General features: G+C 38.8%; 16 protein-coding genes. 11 read left to right on the top strand and 5 right to left on the bottom strand.

Going from position 1 to position 18,709, the window contains the following annotated elements; all coding sequences use genetic code 11:
* Nucleotides 1-2: 2 nt before the first annotated feature.
* Genes yidD through rpmH form a run of 3 tightly spaced genes read right to left on the bottom strand, consistent with a single transcriptional unit; the run spans nucleotide 3 to nucleotide 890 of the window.
* The gene (yidD, locus tag MKX14_RS17910; protein WP_003656027.1) at nucleotides 3-323 is read right to left on the bottom strand and encodes a membrane protein insertion efficiency factor YidD; all 321 of its coding nucleotides are present in this window, start codon (nucleotides 321-323) and stop codon (nucleotides 3-5) included.
* 10 nt (nucleotides 324-333) lie between these two features.
* Nucleotides 334-726, bottom strand: coding sequence for a ribonuclease P protein component (gene rnpA / locus MKX14_RS17915; RefSeq protein ID WP_005063921.1), 393 nt, complete (start codon nucleotides 724-726; stop codon nucleotides 334-336).
* A 29-nt stretch (nucleotides 727-755) separates the two neighbouring features.
* Nucleotides 756-890 (bottom strand): 50S ribosomal protein L34, encoded by a 135-nt coding sequence (rpmH, locus tag MKX14_RS17920; RefSeq protein WP_000831329.1) that lies wholly within the window; start codon nucleotides 888-890, stop codon nucleotides 756-758.
* Between the two features lie 681 nt (nucleotides 891-1,571).
* Here rpmH and dnaA point away from each other — a divergent pair.
* From dnaA to MKX14_RS17950, 6 genes are all read left to right on the top strand, one after another.
* Nucleotides 1,572-2,981 carry a chromosomal replication initiator protein DnaA gene (dnaA, locus tag MKX14_RS17925; protein ID WP_002115442.1) on the top strand — a complete coding sequence of 470 codons (1,410 nt, stop codon included), beginning with the start codon at nucleotides 1,572-1,574 and terminating at the stop codon, nucleotides 2,979-2,981.
* Between the two features lie 97 nt (nucleotides 2,982-3,078).
* A complete protein-coding gene (gene dnaN, locus MKX14_RS17930) occupies nucleotides 3,079-4,227 on the top strand; it encodes a DNA polymerase III subunit beta (RefSeq protein WP_002115478.1) in 1,149 nt (382 codons plus the stop codon).
* A gap of 14 nt (nucleotides 4,228-4,241) precedes the next feature.
* Entirely contained in the window at nucleotides 4,242-5,324 is a 1,083-nt protein-coding gene (gene recF, locus MKX14_RS17935) for a DNA replication/repair protein RecF (protein WP_240283129.1), read from the top strand.
* Between the two features lie 52 nt (nucleotides 5,325-5,376).
* Nucleotides 5,377-7,845, top strand: coding sequence for a DNA topoisomerase (ATP-hydrolyzing) subunit B (gene gyrB / locus MKX14_RS17940; RefSeq protein ID WP_032063553.1), 2,469 nt, complete (start codon nucleotides 5,377-5,379; stop codon nucleotides 7,843-7,845).
* A 35-nt stretch (nucleotides 7,846-7,880) separates the two neighbouring features.
* Complete coding sequence (cybC, locus tag MKX14_RS17945; RefSeq protein ID WP_240283130.1) at nucleotides 7,881-8,273, top strand: cytochrome b562; 393 nt, start codon at nucleotides 7,881-7,883, stop codon at nucleotides 8,271-8,273.
* A gap of 135 nt (nucleotides 8,274-8,408) precedes the next feature.
* Nucleotides 8,409-9,335 carry a hypothetical protein gene (locus tag MKX14_RS17950; protein WP_240283131.1) on the top strand — a complete coding sequence of 309 codons (927 nt, stop codon included), beginning with the start codon at nucleotides 8,409-8,411 and terminating at the stop codon, nucleotides 9,333-9,335.
* A 50-nt stretch (nucleotides 9,336-9,385) separates the two neighbouring features.
* Here the strand turns inward: MKX14_RS17950 and yheS are convergent, their stop codons facing one another.
* Complete coding sequence (yheS, locus tag MKX14_RS17955) at nucleotides 9,386-11,314, bottom strand: ATP-binding cassette domain-containing protein (RefSeq protein ID WP_108008821.1); 1,929 nt, start codon at nucleotides 11,312-11,314, stop codon at nucleotides 9,386-9,388.
* Nucleotides 11,315-11,567: 253 nt separating this feature from the next.
* Between yheS and MKX14_RS17960 the strand changes: the two genes are divergently transcribed.
* The 4 genes from MKX14_RS17960 (at nucleotide 11,568) to erpA (ending at nucleotide 15,652) form a co-directional block, all read left to right on the top strand.
* Nucleotides 11,568-12,572, top strand: coding sequence for a putative solute-binding protein (locus MKX14_RS17960; RefSeq protein WP_108008823.1), 1,005 nt, complete (start codon nucleotides 11,568-11,570; stop codon nucleotides 12,570-12,572).
* 256 nt (nucleotides 12,573-12,828) lie between these two features.
* Nucleotides 12,829-13,836 (top strand): putative solute-binding protein, encoded by a 1,008-nt coding sequence (locus tag MKX14_RS17965; protein ID WP_046812949.1) that lies wholly within the window; start codon nucleotides 12,829-12,831, stop codon nucleotides 13,834-13,836.
* 352 nt (nucleotides 13,837-14,188) lie between these two features.
* Nucleotides 14,189-15,193, top strand: coding sequence for a putative solute-binding protein (locus MKX14_RS17970; protein WP_031949370.1), 1,005 nt, complete (start codon nucleotides 14,189-14,191; stop codon nucleotides 15,191-15,193).
* Between the two features lie 123 nt (nucleotides 15,194-15,316).
* Nucleotides 15,317-15,652, top strand: a complete 336-nt coding sequence (erpA, locus tag MKX14_RS17975; protein WP_002115421.1) for an iron-sulfur cluster insertion protein ErpA — start codon at nucleotides 15,317-15,319, stop codon at nucleotides 15,650-15,652.
* A 93-nt stretch (nucleotides 15,653-15,745) separates the two neighbouring features.
* Here the strand turns inward: erpA and anmK are convergent, their stop codons facing one another.
* Nucleotides 15,746-16,873 carry an anhydro-N-acetylmuramic acid kinase gene (gene anmK, locus MKX14_RS17980; RefSeq protein WP_078224205.1) on the bottom strand — a complete coding sequence of 376 codons (1,128 nt, stop codon included), beginning with the start codon at nucleotides 16,871-16,873 and terminating at the stop codon, nucleotides 15,746-15,748.
* A gap of 61 nt (nucleotides 16,874-16,934) precedes the next feature.
* Between anmK and tyrS the strand changes: the two genes are divergently transcribed.
* Nucleotides 16,935-18,167 (top strand): tyrosine--tRNA ligase, encoded by a 1,233-nt coding sequence (gene tyrS / locus MKX14_RS17985; protein ID WP_206239791.1) that lies wholly within the window; start codon nucleotides 16,935-16,937, stop codon nucleotides 18,165-18,167.
* Nucleotides 18,168-18,709 lie beyond the last annotated feature (542 nt).

Raw genomic sequence — 18,709 nt, forward strand, 5'->3', positions numbered from 1 at the left:
TATTACCCCAAATGGTTAGAGAGATTTTGCTTCAGTAAACGATCACGAAAGGGTACAGCAACATGATGCGTTTGAGAATCTATTTGATGAAACGAAATAAAACGAATTGCTTTTGGCGGTACTGGATCATATCCAGATCCTCCCCACGGATGACAACGACATATCCGTTTAGAAGATAACCAAACGCCTTTTATCGCACCATGAGTTTGCAATGCTTCTATCGCATATTGGGAACAAGTCGGGATATAACGACAACGGGGTCCAAGAAGCGGACTAATCGCAATTTGATACAGTCGAATCAACCAACGTAGAAAACGGACCATTGGCTATCTCTTAATTCTGCGAGGTTGTGCCAACTTTAGAATGTTTTTTTGCTAAGCGCTGTAATTTTTGCCAAGCAAAGTCTAATTGTTGATATAGCTCAGCATTCGTAATCGTTTCTATACCAACTTTCGGCATCACCACAACATCTATGTCTGATCCAAAATTCGGCTGATGTAGACGAAAGCTCTCACGAGCAAGACGTTTTATTCGATTTCTTTCATGCGCTCGGCGCACTTTTTTCTTAGCAACAACAATACCCAAACGGCTTTTAGGCTGTTCGGTTAATTTTGCAAGAAATAAAAAATGGGGTTGATGCACTTTAAAAAGCGCACCATCAAATACACTTTTATAATCTGCAGCACAGCGTATTCGCACGTCTGTGCTAAAACTGTAAAGTGTCATCACACCCAAGTCTGGTCAGCGTAACAGTATTAAACAGTTAAGCTATGACGACCTTTTGCACGACGACGAGCTAATACTTGACGACCAGCTTTAGTTGCCATACGAGCACGGAAACCATGAACGCGTTTACGCTTTAATTCAGATGGTTGGAAAGTACGTTTCATATTGAAACTCCCAAAAATGATCTTTCTATAAAGGTCCGCGATTTTATTGTGCAATGTTTACGCTGTCAATGAAAAACCAAGAAAGTTTTGTATTTAACCCAAATTTTTAATCTCTTCTCTTCTTTTTATCACGGTCATAATTGAGTGCAATATATAGCTTTAAAAGTTATACACAAAGTAATTGTCTATTTTTATTAGAACTTTTAATATATACACACCTTATATACATATTTATCAACAAAACAAGATGCTATCTTGGTTTAGATTCACTGTATTTGAATTTAAATTCATATTTTGTAGTTATCCACAAAAGATCGCCACCCTATTAAATAAATTCAAATTTAGAAATTTAAATTTATTCTTATTAGGGATAACTTTTTCTGTGGATTTCTCACTTTTAAATTTAAAAAACATATATTTGAGTTGTTGATAACTCTGTTTTTACTATATTTATGGATTGTGGATAAGTTTATGTGTTAATTTATCCACAGGTTGTGCAAAAAGTTATGCACAAGCCATTTTGAATTTAAATTTATTCACAAGAGATTTCTTTTTAGACAAAATCAACCGAAATCGTCATGACAGATGTGGATAACTTGGTTAGAATGGCGACCCCTTCTCGTTAGGAAGGGTTGATCTTTAGATTATTTGAATTTAAAAACGCAGAAATAGGGGATACACATGCTTTGGACAGACTGCTTAACTCGCTTGCGACAAGAGCTCTCTGATAACGTCTTTGCGATGTGGATTCGCCCATTAGTTGCTGAAGAAGTAGAAGGAACACTGCGTCTTTATGCACCTAACCCTTATTGGACGCGTTACATTCAAGAGAACCATTTAGAATTAATTTCTATATTGGCCGAACAATTATCAGAAGGGCGTGTACGTCAGGTTGAGATTTTAGTTGATTCTCGTCCTGGTAGTATTTTGTCATCAGGTGAGCAGCCAGCAACTACAACTGCTGCTTTGCAAACTGCGCCCCAACAAAGTATTAAAGTAAAAAAAGAACCAGATTCTATTTCCAGTTCACCTACTACTAATAGTGTAGTGAACCCAAAAACACCGAAAAAGAAACTATTAAACCCCCAATTTACTTTTTCTTTATTTGTTGAAGGTCGTTCGAACCAGATGGCTGCTGAAACATGTAGAAAGGTATTAACACAATTAGGTGCTTCACAGCATAACCCTTTATTCTTATATGGTCCGACAGGATTGGGTAAGACTCACTTGATGCAGGCAGTTGGTAATGCTTTATTGCAAGCCAAGCCTAATGCACGGGTGATGTATATGACCTCTGAGAGCTTTGTTCAGGATTTTGTAAGTTCTTTGCAAAAAGGCAAAGTTGAAGAATTTAAGAAAAATTGCCGCTCTTTAGATTTATTGTTGGTCGATGATATTCATCTTTTAGCAGGTAAAGAAGCAAGTTTGGTTGAATTCTTCTATACATTCAATGCATTACTTGATGAATCTAAACAGATTATTTTAACTTCAGACCGTTATCCAAAAGAATTGACCGAGTTAGATCCGCGGTTGGTTTCTCGCTTTTCTTGGGGACTTTCAGTAGGCGTTGAACCGCCAGATATTGAAACTCGTATCGAAATTCTATTGAAAAAAGCCGAAAATAGCGGCGTTGATTTACCTCGAAATTGTGCATTATTTATTGCACAACAAGTAGTTGCCAACGTACGTGAACTTGAAGGCGCACTCAATAAAGTCGTCGCAATTTCTCGTTTTAAAGGTGCACCAATTGATCTTGATGTTGTCCGCGAGTCTTTAAAAGATGTGTTGGCAATCCGTGCACGTACAATTAGTGTAGAAAATATCCAACGTGTGGTGAGTGAATATTTCCGTATTCCTTTAAAAGAATTGGTAGGACCAAAGCGGACTCGAATCTATGCGCGACCACGTCAGTTAGCAATGGGACTTGCTCGTGAATTAACTGGTGATAGTTTTCCCGAAATTGGAATGGCTTTTGGTGGACGTGATCATAGTACAGTGATGCACGCATGCGAAAAAGTAGTAAGTCTACGTGAAGAAGATCCGATTTTTGACGAAGACTATAAAAATTTACTGCGTCTACTCCAGAGTTAATGAAATGATAAGACGTTGTTGCAAAGTCTACGTAAGTGCAGCATAGTACACAGCTAAAAAATGAAATATTTGCTCCAAGTTGCTAGAGGAATGAATCGTGCGTTTGAAAATCGCTAAAGAAAGCTTACTCAATGTTTTATCGCATGTTGTCGGTGCAGTAGAACGTCGTCATACATTGAATATTCTTTCAAACGTCAAAATTCAGACTAATGCTCAGGCACTCACCATTACCGGTTCTGATTTAGAAGTTGAGCTTGTTGCCAGTACTGTTTTAACAGAAGGGGCATGCATTGAAGCAGGTGAAACAACTGTTCCTGCTCGTAAGTTGATGGAAATTTGTAAATCATTGCCTACAGCTGCATTGATTGACTTACAAATTACTGAAGATCAAAGATGTATTTTAAAATCTGGTAATAGCCGCTTTGTATTAGGTACTTTACCGGCAGAAGATTATCCATTATTGACCACTGAAAATAGTCAAGGTACACAAGTACAAGTCACTCAACGGGAGTTAAAGCGTTTATTTGAAAAAACGGCTTTTGCTATGGCCGTACAAGATGTACGCTTCTATTTAACGGGTACTTTATTAGAAATTGATGAAAATCAATTACGTGCAGTAACAACAGATGGTCACCGTTTAGCACTATGTGAAATTACTGCTTCTTCTACATCATCTCAATTGGTCCAAGCAATTGTGCCTCGTAAAGCTGTTGGTGAATTACAGCGTTTACTTAGCATTGAAGATGAACAATTAACGTTGCTGATTGGTCGTGAATTGTTAAATGTCACAATTAATACGCCAAGTCGTGACAAAGAGCAGGGCGATATCACTGTTCGTTTTACGACGAAATTAATTGATGGAAAATTCCCTGATTATCGTCGTGTAATTCCACGTGGTGGCGATAAACATGTGTTAATTAGTCATGATGTGTTCAAACAATCATTACAACGCGTCGCAATTTTGAGTAATGAGAAGTTACGTGGCGTTTTCTTGAATTTTAATCAAGATTCTTTACAGCTACGTGCAAATAACCCTGAACAAGACGAAGCGATTGAAGATTTAGCGATTCAGTATCAAAACATACCGCTTGAAATGTCATTTAATGCACAATATTTGCTGGATGTTTTAGGTGTGCTTGATGGTGATGATGTAAATATGAGCATGACTGAGGCAAATCAATCTGTATTGGTTCAAGATCCGGCACATCCTGATCAAACCTATGTCGTTATGCCGATGCGTGTATAATCTGGCTATCTAATATGCATCTTACGCGTTTAAATATTGAACGTGTGCGTAATTTAAAAACGGTTGCACTCCAAGGGTTGCAACCGTTTAATGTATTTTATGGCGCTAACGGTTCAGGAAAAACTTCAATACTGGAAGCAATCCATTTGCTTGCAACAGGGCGGTCGTTCCGTACCCACATACCTAAAAATTATATTCAATACTCTGCTGAAGATGCGATTGTTTTCGCGCAATCTGCAACTGAAAAAATCGGTATGCAAAAGTTAGCCTCTGGTGAGCAGTTGATGAAGGTCAATGGCGATACAGTGGCTACACAAGGACAACTCGCTAAACTGCTGCCTTTGCAGCATATTGATCCACAAAGTACAGATATTATTGATCATGGGGCGAAACCTCGGCGCCAGCTTTTAGATTGGCTGATGTTCCACGTGGAACCTGAGTTTTATTTTGCTTGGCAATATTATTCTCGTGCATTAAAGCAGCGTAATACTTTACTTAAAACCAGACGGAATATTTCTCTAGCGGATTTAGAGCCGTGGAATAAAATGTTGAGTGATTATGGTGAAATTTTACACTCTCAGCGTTTAAGTATTGTGGAACAATGGAATGTCTTTTTTCAAAATGATTTAAGTCAATTGCTACCTGATCTAGAGATTGAACTGGAATATAGTCCCGGTTTTCATACAGAGCAGGGACTCATGCAAGACTTGCTGAATCAACACCAAAAAGACGTCGAACGACGCTATACCGAATATGGCCCACATCGTGCAGATTTACGCTTAAAAACCCCGTTTGGACATGCTGATGTAGTTTTATCAAGAGGTCAGAAAAAACTCTTGATTATTGCCTTAAAACTGTCACAAATTGCAATGTTACATGCGAGTAATAAGGAAACTGTGGTATTATTAGATGATCTGACAGCAGAATTAGACTTAACCGCACAACAACGTTTAATTGAACGATTAAGCCAACTTGGTAGCCAGGTTTTTATGACAACTTTAGATCATGCATCGGTAAAAAAACACTTACATGATCTGTCTATTTCATATCAATTATTCAATGTTGAATCCGGTCAAGTTAGTCTTGCTTCACCATAATTTTTTGATGTTACCCATCTTTGAATAAACCTATATTTGCTAGGGAGAAACCATGAGTTCAGAGTCTCAATCAGCCTCTCAAACAGAACAAACCAATGAAAAGGCTTATGATTCCTCTAGTATTAAAGTATTACGTGGATTAGATGCAGTTCGTAAACGTCCGGGTATGTATATTGGGGATACAGACGACGGTACCGGTTTACACCATATGGTATTCGAGGTTGTCGATAACGCAATCGATGAAGCTTTAGCTGGGCATTGTGACGAAATTATTGTCACGATTCACGAAGATGAATCGGTAAGTGTTTCTGATAATGGCCGTGGTATTCCAACCGATATCCACCCTGAAGAAGGGGTGTCTGCAGCGGAAGTAATTCTTACGATCTTGCACGCAGGCGGTAAGTTTGACGACAACAGCTATAAAGTTTCAGGTGGTTTGCACGGCGTAGGTGTTTCAGTTGTAAATGCGCTTTCAAGTAAATTGCATTTAATTATTAATCGCGCTGGCCAAGTGCACGAACAAGAGTATCACCACGGTGATCCGCAATATCCATTACGTGTGATTGGTGAAACGGATAGCAGTGGTACAACTGTACGTTTTTGGCCAAGTGAACTAACTTTTAGTCAAACTATTTTTAACGTTGAAATTTTAGCGCGTCGTTTAAGAGAGCTTTCATTTTTAAACGCGGGCGTGCGTATTGTTTTACGTGATGAACGTATTAACCTTGAGCACGTATATGACTACGAAGGTGGTTTATCTGAGTTTGTAAAATACATTAACGAAGGTAAAACTCATCTAAACGAGATTTTCCATTTCACTGCTGATACAGAAAACGGTATTGGTGTAGAAGTTGCATTGCAGTGGAATGAAAGTTATCAAGAAAACGTGCGTTGTTTTACCAACAATATTCCTCAAAAGGATGGCGGTACTCATTTAGCAGGTTTCCGTGCGGCTTTAACACGTGGTCTTAACCAATATCTTGAAAATGAAAACATTCTCAAGAAAGAAAAAGTCAATGTGACAGGTGATGATGCCCGTGAAGGTTTAACCGCGATTATTTCGGTCAAAGTACCTGATCCGAAGTTCTCTTCTCAAACGAAAGAAAAACTAGTATCGAGTGAAGTAAAACCAGCGGTTGAGCAAGCAATGAACAAAGAGTTCTCTGCTTACTTACTTGAAAATCCGCAAGCTGCAAAATCGATTGCAGGTAAAATTATTGATGCTGCGCGTGCACGTGATGCCGCACGTAAGGCGCGGGAAATGACACGTCGTAAGAGTGCACTTGATATTGCAGGTTTACCGGGTAAATTGGCTGACTGTCAGGAAAAAGACCCAGCACTTTCTGAATTATATCTAGTCGAGGGTGACTCTGCTGGTGGTAGTGCTAAGCAAGGTCGTAATCGTAAAATGCAGGCTATTTTACCGTTGAAAGGTAAAATCCTGAACGTTGAACGTGCACGCTTTGACAAAATGATTTCTAGTCAGGAAGTGGGTACTTTAATCACTGCACTTGGCTGTGGTATTGGTCGTGAAGAATATAACCCTGATAAGCTTCGCTATCATAAAATCATTATCATGACCGATGCCGACGTCGATGGTTCTCACATCCGTACCTTGTTGTTAACGTTCTTCTTCCGTCAAATGCCGGAATTGGTTGAGCGTGGGCATATTTATATTGCTCAGCCACCTTTGTATAAATTGAAGAAAGGTAAGCAAGAACAATACATCAAAGATAATGATGCGTTGGAAACTTATCTCATCTCAAATGCAATTGATGAGCTATCTCTGCATACCAATGCTGAAGCACCTGCAATTACTGGTGAAGCACTGGCGAAAGTGATTCAGGACTATCAAGTTTCACAAAAGAGCTTACAGCGCTTAACTTTACGTTATCCGGCAAGCTTATTGGACGCTTTACTTGAAGTAGAGGCATTCAAGAGTGATCAAAACCATGATGAAGCTTATGTACAACAATGGGCAGATCAAGTACGCGATATCATTACCAGATTACAGCCAAGTTTACGTCCAGAAATCTCTTTAGAGGCATTTGAGCGTGAAAATGCTCAAGGTGAAAAATCTGCGCATTATTGGCCGCGTATTACTGTCTATGTTCATAATCTGCCGCATGCGTATTTACTTGATGCAGCTTTATTGAATTCAGCTGAATATGCACGTTTATTGAAAAACTCGAAGAGTTGGTTCACTTTACTTGAAGAAGGTGCTTTTTTACAAAAAGGTGACCGCCGTATTCAAGTGGCTAACTTCCATCAAGTTTGGCAACATATTTTGCAAGATTCACGCCGCGGTATGATGATCCAACGCTATAAAGGTCTTGGAGAGATGAATGCTGAACAGCTGTGGGAAACAACAATGGATCCTGAAAACCGTAATATGTTGCAGGTGACAATTGATGATGCGATTGAAGCAGATCGTATGTTCTCTTGCTTAATGGGTGATGATGTTGAACCACGTCGTGCATTCATCGAAGAGAATGCTTTAAATGCGGATATTGATGCTTAATTCTTAAGATGATTCTAAATCAGTCTAGGGAGAGAGTGATGAGTCAGAAATTATTAGCTAGTCTATTAATTTCATGTGTGTTTTTAGGAAGTTCTACTGTTTGGGCAGCAGACCTAGAAACGAATATGAAAACTTTAGCTAAGAGTACTAAAGCATTTGCTGAAGCGAAAGATGCTGATAACGTGAAAAAACAGCTTGTGGTAATACGTGAAGCCGCAGTTTCTTCTAAGCAATATTTGCCGCATAAACTCGAAGGTTTGCCATCAGAAAATTTAAAGGTAAAAGAGTATCAAGCTGGTTTAGATCAGCTTGTTGCCGAAATTGATAAAGTAACTGTTTTAGTTGAGCAAGGACAATTAGATCTAGCCAAAACTGAAGCAATTAATTTAGTCAAAATAAGAAATGAAAATCATAAAAAATTTAGATAATTGATTTTTTATGGTAAAGGGCTAATCATCATTAGCCCTTTTTTGTATCCGAAAAAAGTATTTTGTTTAACAAGTAAACTATTCGAAGTTATATTCTCTATGTGGTACTTACTAATAACAATAGGAAATATAATTATGAAAAAGATTTATAAACTTGTATTTGGTAGCATTGTTTTTGTCACTAGTGTATTTCAATTACATGCTGCGATAACCCCCACCTTTTATGGAAAATTAGTATTTCATCGTTATAGTGATTATGAGGCATGGGACAGTAGGCTTTATCTTTATAACTTCACAACACAGCAAACCACATTACTCGGCGCAAATTGGAAAATTGACCATATGATGAATGGCCATTTTTCTCCAGATGGAAAATGGTTAACTTTTATGGGAGTGAATTCTGGGCAGCATTATGGTGATGCATGGGATGTATATGTGTGGAAAGTCGGAAGCACTGAGTTACCCATTAACTTAACTCAGGGTAATAATAAGCGCGATGAAGATCCTAAATTCATAGATAACCAACGTATTATTTTTAAACAAAATGGCGATCTAAAAATCATTAAAATGACGGATCGTACGATGACTTCTGTGACTCAAAATGGTTGGGATATAGAAGAATCGATGCCTTATCCGATAGTGAATACCACCCAAATTTTGTATGCGAAAGGTGCTGGAAATAATTCTAGAATTTTCAGTATTGATCAGTCGGGTGCTTATGATACACAGCTGACTAATATCGCTTCATATTATCCAGTATGGTGGCAAGGAAGTCGGTTCTTATATGTGCGCTGGTATAGCCCAACAAATCCTCATGACCAGATCTATATTTATGATATGGCTAATAAAAAAACTATACGTTTGCCATTTAACAGCATTAATTATGATGTTTCCGATCCAGCGCCTTTAAATCAGCGATATATGGTGGTGTCTCTTGCAGGACAAACAGGGGGACGAGGCGGATACGATTTATATATTGCAGACAGCTTATCAAGCAATGTTTGGCCTTTACCGATAAATACTAATTTAAATGAATTAGGGGCTTTTTATACGCCTTATTAACAAATAAAAAAGCCGATTAAGAAATCGGCTTTTTTATTTTAGAAAATGGATTAATCAAAAGAAGCTTCCATTTCTTCTAACTCCATCATGAGTTCTAAAAGCTGCTCTTCGTGTTGCTCAAGTTTAGCTTTCAGCTCTGTCTGCTCATTCATAAGTTTGAGTAGATCATCCTTACGTGCAGCCTCATATAAAGATGTGTCTGCTAAGGATTCTTCAATTTTGGCGAGCTGTGGTTGTAGCTTTTCAATTTGTGATTCAACCTTTTCAATATTTTTACGAATAGGTCGAGTCTGTTCACGACGGCGAGCGGCTTCTTTACGCTGTGCTTCTTTATCAACTTTAGCAGGCGCTGGAGCGGCAGAGGACGAATTATTCTGTGCGACAGCAGTCTGAGCATTGATTTGTTGCTGACGGGCTTCACGTAGCCATTTAGCATAGTCCTGTAAATCACCCTCGAACTCAGTACATTTACCGCCGTGTACTAAAAGAAGCTCATCACATACACTTGCAATAAGTTGACGTTCGTGGGAAACCAGAACAACTGCACCTTCAAAATCTTGTAATGCCATGCTTAGTGCATGACGCATATCAAGATCTAAATGGTTTGTTGGTTCATCGAGAATTAAAACATTTGGACGCTGCCATACAATGAGTGCTAGGGCTAAACGAGCGCGCTCTCCACCAGAAAAGCTTTCACATGGCGTATCCATGCGTTCACCACTAAAGCCAAAACTACCTAAGAATGAACGTAGAGTGGCTTCACTAATTTGTTTATCTGCTATACGTGCAAGCTGTAGCATTGGGCTAGCGTGACCATCTAAAGCATCCATTTGGTGCTGCGCGAAGTAACCAATATTAAGCAGCTCGGAAGCTTTACGTTCACCTGCCAAGAGTGGTAAATCACCCACCAAGCTTTTAATCAATGTTGATTTACCTGCGCCGTTCATACCCAGTAAACCAATACGTGAGTTTGGTGTAATTTGTAATCTGATTTTTTCAGCTATCTGTTTATCACCATAACCAATGCTGGCATTGTCTAAAGTCAGCAATGGTGAACTCATTTTAGTCGGTTCACGAAAACTAAATGTAAACGGCGTATCTACATGGGCTGGTGCAAGTTGCTGCATGCGCTCAAGTTGTTTAATACGACTTTGTGCCTGACGAGCTTTAGTCGCTTTTGCTTTAAAACGGTCAATAAACTTTTGTAAGTGAGCACGAGTTTCTTGCTGCTTCTCAAAAGCTTGTTGTTGCTGGGCAAGACGCTCACTACGCGTGGTTTCAAATGTAGAGTAGTTCCCCGTGTAAAGCGTGAGTTCCTGATTTTCAATGTGAAGAATGTGATCTGTAATCGCATCTAAAAAGTCGCGGTCATGCGAAATTAGAATGAGTGTACCTTCATAGGCTTTAAGCCAATCTTCTAACCACAGAATTGCATCCAAATCTAAGTGGTTTGTTGGTTCATCCAGTAAGAGTAGATCAGAACGACTCATCAATGTACGCGCCAAATTTAAACGCATACGCCATCCACCCGAGAAGCTCTCAACGTTCAAACGTAATTGATTTTCTAGAAAGCCAAGACCTGCCATGAGCTGTGCAGCTTTAGAGGGCGCTGAATAACCATGAATTTCATCGAAGCGGCCATGCAATTTAGCCAGTTCAAAATCAGTCAGTTGATCTGGTTGAGCAAGCTTATTTTGAATATCCCAAAACTCTTCATCACCTGAAAGAACAAAATCAATTGCAGGCATATCTAGGGCTTTTACTTCTTGCGCCATATGCGCCACGGTCCAGCCTGAAGGACGAGTAAGTGAACCTTCATCTGCACCTAAACTTCCAAGTAATGCAGCAAATAAGGTCGATTTACCTGCACCATTTACCCCAGTTAGACCAATCTTCCAACCTGGGTGTAATTGCATAGACGCTTTTTGAAATAGAACACGTCCACCGCGGCGTAAAGAAACTTGGTCAAATTGAATCATCTTATTGTATCGAGGTGAGTTAGGGATGCTGTATTTTAAAGAGAACTGCCGATGAAAACAAAACTTTCCGGATTTTAGTGAGCAGGTATTAATAATCAGATATATCCAGACATTCTAAATTTTGCTATTCATCCGAAATTTTCAAAATATTTAACAAGATAGAATACTTTTAAAAAAATATGGCTAAAATAAAAACAGTTTAAAATTTGGTTGATTAATGAGTTGCTAATAAAACTAGACTAAGGAAAGTCAAATGAAAAAAAGATTGGGGATGATTGGCGCAGCATTTTGCTGTGCTGTGGGGACAGTGCATGCAGGGCAAAATGTCTGTGTGTTTGATTTATTGGGCAAGTCAGGTGAATCCTATAAAATGATGGAAGAGTGGGCGCTTGCAGCGAAAGAATGGCAAGCAGATATCACTTTAATTCCATTTCAAGATGAAGGCTTAGTTGACCGTAGACTGCGTGAAGGAAAATGTGACGCCGCTTATATGACCTCGATGAGGGCGCGAAATTATAATAAATTTGCAGGTTCGATTGATGCGATTGGAGGGGTAACCAGTAATGCAATCGCCCAAAAAGCTATTAGTTATGTTTTAGATAAGCGTAATAAACATCGTATGGTCACTGCACAAAATGGAAGCAATTACGAGGTCGTTGGTATTGTTCAGATTGGATTGGCTTATTTATTTGTGAGAGATAAAAACCTCAACTCAATTGAAAAAGTACGTGGGACCAAATTTGCTATTTTGCAATATGACGCGGCACAGAAAATTATGGTGGAAAGCGTTGGCGCTCAGCCTATTCCTTCAGAAATTACCGATTTTGTGAAAAAGTTTAATAGTGGGCAAGTCGATGCAATTGCGGCACCTGCTTATGCTTATAAACCTTTAGAGATTGGTAAAGGAGTGGGACTGAAAGGGGCAATGTTTACTTTCCCCGTAGTTAACGTTACGGGTGATTTAATTGCCCGAAGTGATAAGTTCCCCACAGATTTCGGTTTAAAGTCACGTGCTTGGTTTATACAAAAATTACCTCAGAATTTTGCCATGATAAAACGGCTGGAAATGGGCGTACCCTCAAAAATTAAAATTAATTTTTCAGCAGAAGACAAAACTAAGTATCAAAAAATTTTACGTGAAGGTCGCCTCAGCTTAACAAAACAAGGTGTATACGATGCAACAATGATGAGTGTGCTAAAGCGTGCCCGCTGTACTGTTGAACGAACAAATTTTGAATGTACGCTTAATGGAGAGTAGTTTGTTTTTTGAACACAAAAACGCTACATATATTTCAAAGCTGAATATGGATATGAAAATTGTGAATATAAAAAATAACTTACGTAAAATCAGCTATTTTTTCTACTAATAAATAATTTATGTCTGACAAACAATGATCTAAAGGAATAAAAAAAATCGAGTAAAAGCTCTATTTTTTTCTAAAAAACATGATTAATATCTGTGTTTGAAAGGAAACTTCAAACAAAAAAATCTGTTCCGTGGAAGGATGAAGAAAATGAAAAAAATCGTACTTGCTATGGCTGCCGCTTCTGTTGTAGGTTTTTCTGCTTCAGCGCAAGCAGCGAGTACCGTATGTGTATTCGACCTCTTAGGAAAAGCAGGCGACTCATATAAAATGATGGAAGAGTGGGCTCTTGCTGCAAAAGGCTGGGGCACTGAAATTAACCTAGTACCTCGTCAGGACGAGGCTGTTGCTGATAATGATTTTAAAGCGGGTAAATGTGATGCTGTAGCAATGACAGCAATGCGCGCACGCCAATATAACAAATTCGCAGGATCTATCGACTCACTTGGCGGTGTTCCAAATAACCAAATCGCTCAACGTGCAATTAGTTATGTATTAGATGCGCGTAATGCAGCAAAAATGACCACTAATATGGGTGGTAAAAAATACGAAGTTGCTGGTATTTCTCCGTTAGGTTCAGCATTCATTTTCGTACGCGACAAAAACATCAACTCTGTTGAAAAAGCTGCGGGTAAAAAATTCGCTGTACTTGGCTATGACGATGCACAAAAAATTATGGTGCAACGTGTAGGAGCTCAAGCAGTTCTTTCTGATATTTCAAACTTTGCTGCTAAATTCAACAATGGTCAGGTAGATATGGTAGGTGCGCCTGCTTATGCTTATAAACCATTAGAATTAAATAAAGGTTTAGGCGCAAACGGTGTAATGTGGAACTTCCCTGTATTACACGTTACAGCAGATCTAGTATTACGTTCTGATAAATTCCCAGCTGGTTTTGGTCAAAAATCTCGTGACTGGTTTGTTAAACAGTTACCTAAGAGCTTTGCAATGATCAACCGTTTAGAAGCGCAAATTCCTGGCAAATACAAAATGAACTTAAGTGCAGAAGACAAACTTAAGTATCAAAAAATGTTGCGTGATGGCCGTATGGACTTAACTAAACGCGGTGTTTACGATGCTGGAATGATGTCTGTACTCAAAAAAGCACGTTGTTCTGTAGACAAGGCTAACTTTGAATGTTCAATGCCTGGTGAATAATCCTAATTTTTTTCAGAAAGCCTAGACCGAGTTCTAGGCTTTTTGTTTTGTATGTGCTGTCAATTCTGCCATTGTGGTTGGTTAGAAAGACGTTAAGCTAAATTTAGATAAAAACTTCATAAGGAAACATGAAGGTATAAAAATGGATCAAGGACTTCTGTGATTAAAATAATTGCTAATAGGTAGGTTAATCGCTATCTATTTTTCATGGAAATAAAATCATAAAAGCAAATTCGGTCTATACAAATATTCCAACATGATTTTTATATGAAGCCTATCCGATTCATACCTGATCGGTGTGAAATTTCTTGGTATCGAAAAACAAAAATTCCACAAGGAAAGGAAAAAGAATATGCAATTTTCCAAAACGCTATTACTTGCGATGGGACTTACCACAGTTTCTTTTGCAGCTCAGGCTAAACAAACAGTATGTGTTTTTGACTTCGTTGGAAAAAATGGCGATGTATATGCACTAATGAAGGATTATCAACTTGCCGCTAAAAACTGGGGAGCTGATATCGAGCTTAAAGTAAACCAGAATGAAGCCGTGATTGCTGAAGATTTTAAAGCGGGTAAATGTGATGGTATTAGCGTGTCAGGAATGCGTGGTCGCCAATTTAACTCATTTACAGGTTCATTAGACGCGATCGGGGCGATTCCTGACCTCAAGCTTGCTGTAAAAGTGATGCAAGGTTTAGCGAGTCCGACTTTTAGTAAATATATGGTTAATGGTCGCTATGAGGTTGTCGGTGTTATTCCGGTTGGTGATGCTTACCTTTTAGTAAATGACCGTAGCATCAATACAGTAGCGAAAGCTGCTGGTAAAAAAATCGCTGTGCTTGACTATGATGAAGCACAAAAAATTATGGTTCAGCAGGTCGGGGCGCAGGCGGTTAGTGCTGATGTCACAAATTTCGGTGCGAAATTTAATAACCATCAAGTTGATATTATTGGTGCGCCAGCAGCAGCATTTAAACCTTTAGAACTACAAAAAGGTTTAGGCACAAAAGGTGCGATCGTGAATTATCCGATTTTACAGGTCACAGGAAATATTATTATCCGTCCTGATAAGTTCCCAGCTGGTTTTGGCCAGAAATCTAGGGAATGGGTTTCGGGTCAGCTACCACGTGCTTTTACCATCTTGGGTAAAATGAAGGCTGATATTCCACAAAAATACTGGATGGATGTCCCGGCAGCCGATAAACCAGGTTACCAAAAGCTCATGCGTGAGTCTCGAATTAACCTTACACAACGCGGTGTGTACGATAAACGCATGATGAAACTACTATGGCAATTCCGTTGTAAGCAAGATGCTAAAAACTTCGAATGTGGTTTACAGGATGAGAATTACAAATAATCTTGATAAAAATACTCAAGATTCGCTTTAAACTTCGAAGACAGACCCTATATTGATTATGCTATACTCAATATAGGTCTTTTTTATTTTGAAAGGCACAGCAAAATCCGAGGAACAATCATCATGAATGCCCAAGCTCTAGTTTTGACAGATAATGCTGCCAATAAGGTACGCCAACTCCGTGATAGTGAAGGGAATGACGATCTCATGTTACGTGTATATGTAACAGGAGGCGGGTGTTCAGGGTTTTCGTATGGCTTCAATTTTGCTGAAAGCGTAAACGAAGATGATGCAGAATTCGTAAATGGCGATGTAAAAATGCTGGTTGACTCACTTAGCTACCAATACCTTATTGGTTCAGTAGTTGACTATGTAGAAGGTCTTGAAGGTTCACGCTTTATTGTACAGAACCCAAATGCGACAACCACCTGCGGTTGTGGTTCTTCATTCTCGATTTAAAAGAATTTTAAAACTTAAAAAACCTCTCTAATTAGAGAGGTTTTTTTATAAGAATATTTCAACAATTAAGGAAGCTGAAACTGACAAAATAAATCATACCGCCGTGATTGTTCCTAGGATTCTGAAATCCGAAGCACCTGTTACTGCTGGTAAATTACCACTTAAACCATCTACAAAACGCATTGCTAACCATGCAAATGCTGTAGCCTCAACCCAAGTAGGGGAGAGCCCTAAAACATCTGTAGGTTGAACAGACCAATTGTGCTTACGAAGACGCCAGCGTAATTGTTCTAATAAATAAGAGTTATAAGCACCACCACCACATACATATACTTCACCTGTTTCCATATCAGAGCGATAAATCGCTTTTTGAATAGCGCGCACAGTAAGCTTTAATAGGGTAGCTTGGATGTTTTCAGGGGTATCTTCTAACTCATCGTAAGTTAAATCATTACGCCAATCGATTAACTGATCATCTAGCCAGTCAATATTGAAATCTTCACGTCCTGTGCTCTTAGGTGGTTCTTTAGAAAAATACTCATGCGCATGAAGACGATCGAGTAAAGAGCGGATAGGATGACCATAAGCAGCCCAATCACCATTTTCATCATATGGATGACCTGTATGACGATGGCACCACGCATCCATCAAAATATTTGCAGGACCTGTATCAAAACCAAATACGCCGTCACTGTTATTGGCAGGCAGCATACTCACATTAGCAATACCACCCAAATTCAAAATTACACGATGAATACTTGGATGTTGAAATAATGCTTGATGGAAAGCCGGAACCAATGGCGCGCCTTGGCCGCCTGCTGCCATATCTCTACGACGGAAATCAGAAACAACCGGAATCTGAGTGATTTCAGTAATGATGTTGGGGTCGCCAATTTGTAGCGTAAATCCATGTTCTGGACGATGTCGAATGGTTTGTCCATGTGAACCAATCGCTTTTATTTGGCTACGGTCTAATTGGTGCTTTTCAATGAGAGTATTAATCCCGTGGCCAATCATTTGGGCCAGAGCAACATCAGCTTTACCCATACGGTCAATTTCGTTGTCATCAGGTAAAGTCAATGCCATAAGCTCATCACGTAATTCGGGTTCGAATGGAACTGTAAGAGTGGCATGAAGCTGTAGTGGCTCAAATGAAGCCGCTACAATATCCACACCATCCATACTAGTACCAGTCATTACGCCGATATAGATTGCGCTCATATGCAACTTCCCCTGCAAGACGCTGAAAAAATGTTAGTATATCGCACAAATTGAATAACTGATGTGTTTAGGTTTTGTGATGTCAAATTTCTTGCCCGCCGAAGAACAGCTTGCCCTCATCCAACGAGGCACGCACGAAATTATTTCAGAAGAAGATTTACTGAAAAAGCTTAAAGAGAATCGCCCTCTTAAAATTAAAGCTGGTTTTGACCCTACAGCACCAGATTTACATTTAGGACATACGGTTCTTATTAATAAACTAAAAACTTTCCAAGACTTGGGCCATGAAGTTACCTTCTTAATTGGTGACTATACAGCGATGATTGGTGACCCAACTGGTAAAAGCGCAACTCGTCCACCGTTGTCACGTGAACAAGTAGAAGCCAACGCTAAAACTTATCAAGAGCAAGTTTTCAAGATATTAGATCCGAATAAAACAAAAGTACGTTTTAACTCAGAATGGTTTAATCAAAAGTCTGCTGCTGACCTGATCCAATTAGCAAGTCAGCAAACCGTATCACGCATGTTAGAGCGTGATGACTTTACTAAGCGTTATAGCAACCATCAGCCGATTGCAATTCATGAGTTTTTATATCCTTTAGTTCAAGGTTATGACTCAATTGCGCTTGAAGCTGACGTTGAGTTAGGCGGTACAGACCAGACCTTTAACTTACTTATGGGTCGTACTTTACAAAGCCGTTATGGCCAAGAATCTCAAGTGTGTATCACCGTGCCGATTCTAGAAGGTCTAGATGGCGTAAATAAAATGTCTAAATCTTTAGGTAACTATATTGGTGTATTTGATACACCAGGGGCAATGTACCAAAAAGTTTTATCAATGCCAGACTCTTTAATTGAACGCTATTTCGATTTATTAAGCTTCAAATCTCTTGATGAGATCAAAGCTTTATTAGATGAAATTGCTGCTGGTCGTAATCCGCAGGAAGTAAAACGTATCCTTGCGCTTGAGCTAGTTGAACGCTTCCATGATGCAGAAGCAGCTGCTAATGCCCACAAGAGTGCTGGTAACCGTATTACAGAAGGTGAAGTACCTGAAGACACACCAGAAGTGACTATTTCACTTGGTGAGTTTGGAGGAGAAATCTTCATTGCTACGATTTTACGTGTAGCAGGCCTAAATCCGAATGCAGCTGCGGCAAAAGATGCGGTAGCTCGTGGTGCGGTAAAAGTTGACTGGAATGCCGTTGATGCAGGCTTCTCTGTAAAAGAAAAAGGAAGCTTTATTATTCAATCAGGTAAAAAAGCAATTGCACGTGTAATTTTCACTGACTAATAAAAAAGTTATAGATTAAAAAAGCAGGAGTAATCCTGCTTTTTTTATTTCTGGATCACAAAACCAATTAAGCGTTCCACGTGGAACCATGTAAACATAATTAATAATAAATGAAGTAAGTTAAAAGTAAGAAGAAATATAGCTGGGAATAGAGTGTTTACTCTATTATTTCTTTGGAATTAAGAGACTATATATGTCTATAAACTCTATTAAAGACATAAAAAATTAAAAATGTCCTAAATTCTTAAATATAAAAACTAATAAAAGGTAGTGAAAATGCCTAAAAAAAAGTCATATATATCACTTTTTTCGCAAAATAGTAGAAAAAAACGGCACTCAAATGGAAAAGGCTGAAATACCCCTTGCAAAGAGAATGAGATGGTCTATAATGCACATCCATCGGCGGTGATGCAGATAGAAACTTGTTGAAAAACAGTTACTTGTGATTAAGTTGATTGCTTTAAGTGATGAATTTGATGGTAAGTTGGTTTGAGAGATAAGTTTTAAAAATATCGAAATTACCTGTTGACTTTTAAGAGATT

The sequence above is a fragment of the Acinetobacter pittii genome (genome assembly GCF_022449185.1).
Lineage (GTDB): Bacteria > Pseudomonadota > Gammaproteobacteria > Pseudomonadales > Moraxellaceae > Acinetobacter > Acinetobacter pittii_I.

What these genes read in the sequence shown, in the direction of transcription:
- yidD (WP_003656027.1), bottom strand. Translation starts at nt 323, where the DNA reads ATGGTCCGTTTTCTACGTTGGTTGATTCGACTGTATCAAATTGCGATT.
- rnpA (WP_005063921.1), bottom strand. Translation starts at nt 726, where the DNA reads ATGACACTTTACAGTTTTAGCACAGACGTGCGAATACGCTGTGCTGCA.
- rpmH (WP_000831329.1), bottom strand. Translation starts at nt 890, where the DNA reads ATGAAACGTACTTTCCAACCATCTGAATTAAAGCGTAAACGCGTTCAT.
- dnaA (WP_002115442.1), top strand. Translation starts at nt 1,572, where the DNA reads ATGCTTTGGACAGACTGCTTAACTCGCTTGCGACAAGAGCTCTCTGAT.
- recF (WP_240283129.1), top strand. Translation starts at nt 4,242, where the DNA reads ATGCATCTTACGCGTTTAAATATTGAACGTGTGCGTAATTTAAAAACG.
- gyrB (WP_032063553.1), top strand. Translation starts at nt 5,377, where the DNA reads ATGAGTTCAGAGTCTCAATCAGCCTCTCAAACAGAACAAACCAATGAA.
- MKX14_RS17950 (WP_240283131.1), top strand. Translation starts at nt 8,409, where the DNA reads ATGAAAAAGATTTATAAACTTGTATTTGGTAGCATTGTTTTTGTCACT.
- yheS (WP_108008821.1), bottom strand. Translation starts at nt 11,314, where the DNA reads ATGATTCAATTTGACCAAGTTTCTTTACGCCGCGGTGGACGTGTTCTA.
- MKX14_RS17960 (WP_108008823.1), top strand. Translation starts at nt 11,568, where the DNA reads ATGAAAAAAAGATTGGGGATGATTGGCGCAGCATTTTGCTGTGCTGTG.
- MKX14_RS17965 (WP_046812949.1), top strand. Translation starts at nt 12,829, where the DNA reads ATGAAAAAAATCGTACTTGCTATGGCTGCCGCTTCTGTTGTAGGTTTT.
- MKX14_RS17970 (WP_031949370.1), top strand. Translation starts at nt 14,189, where the DNA reads ATGCAATTTTCCAAAACGCTATTACTTGCGATGGGACTTACCACAGTT.
- erpA (WP_002115421.1), top strand. Translation starts at nt 15,317, where the DNA reads ATGAATGCCCAAGCTCTAGTTTTGACAGATAATGCTGCCAATAAGGTA.
- anmK (WP_078224205.1), bottom strand. Translation starts at nt 16,873, where the DNA reads ATGAGCGCAATCTATATCGGCGTAATGACTGGTACTAGTATGGATGGT.
- tyrS (WP_206239791.1), top strand. Translation starts at nt 16,935, where the DNA reads ATGTGTTTAGGTTTTGTGATGTCAAATTTCTTGCCCGCCGAAGAACAG.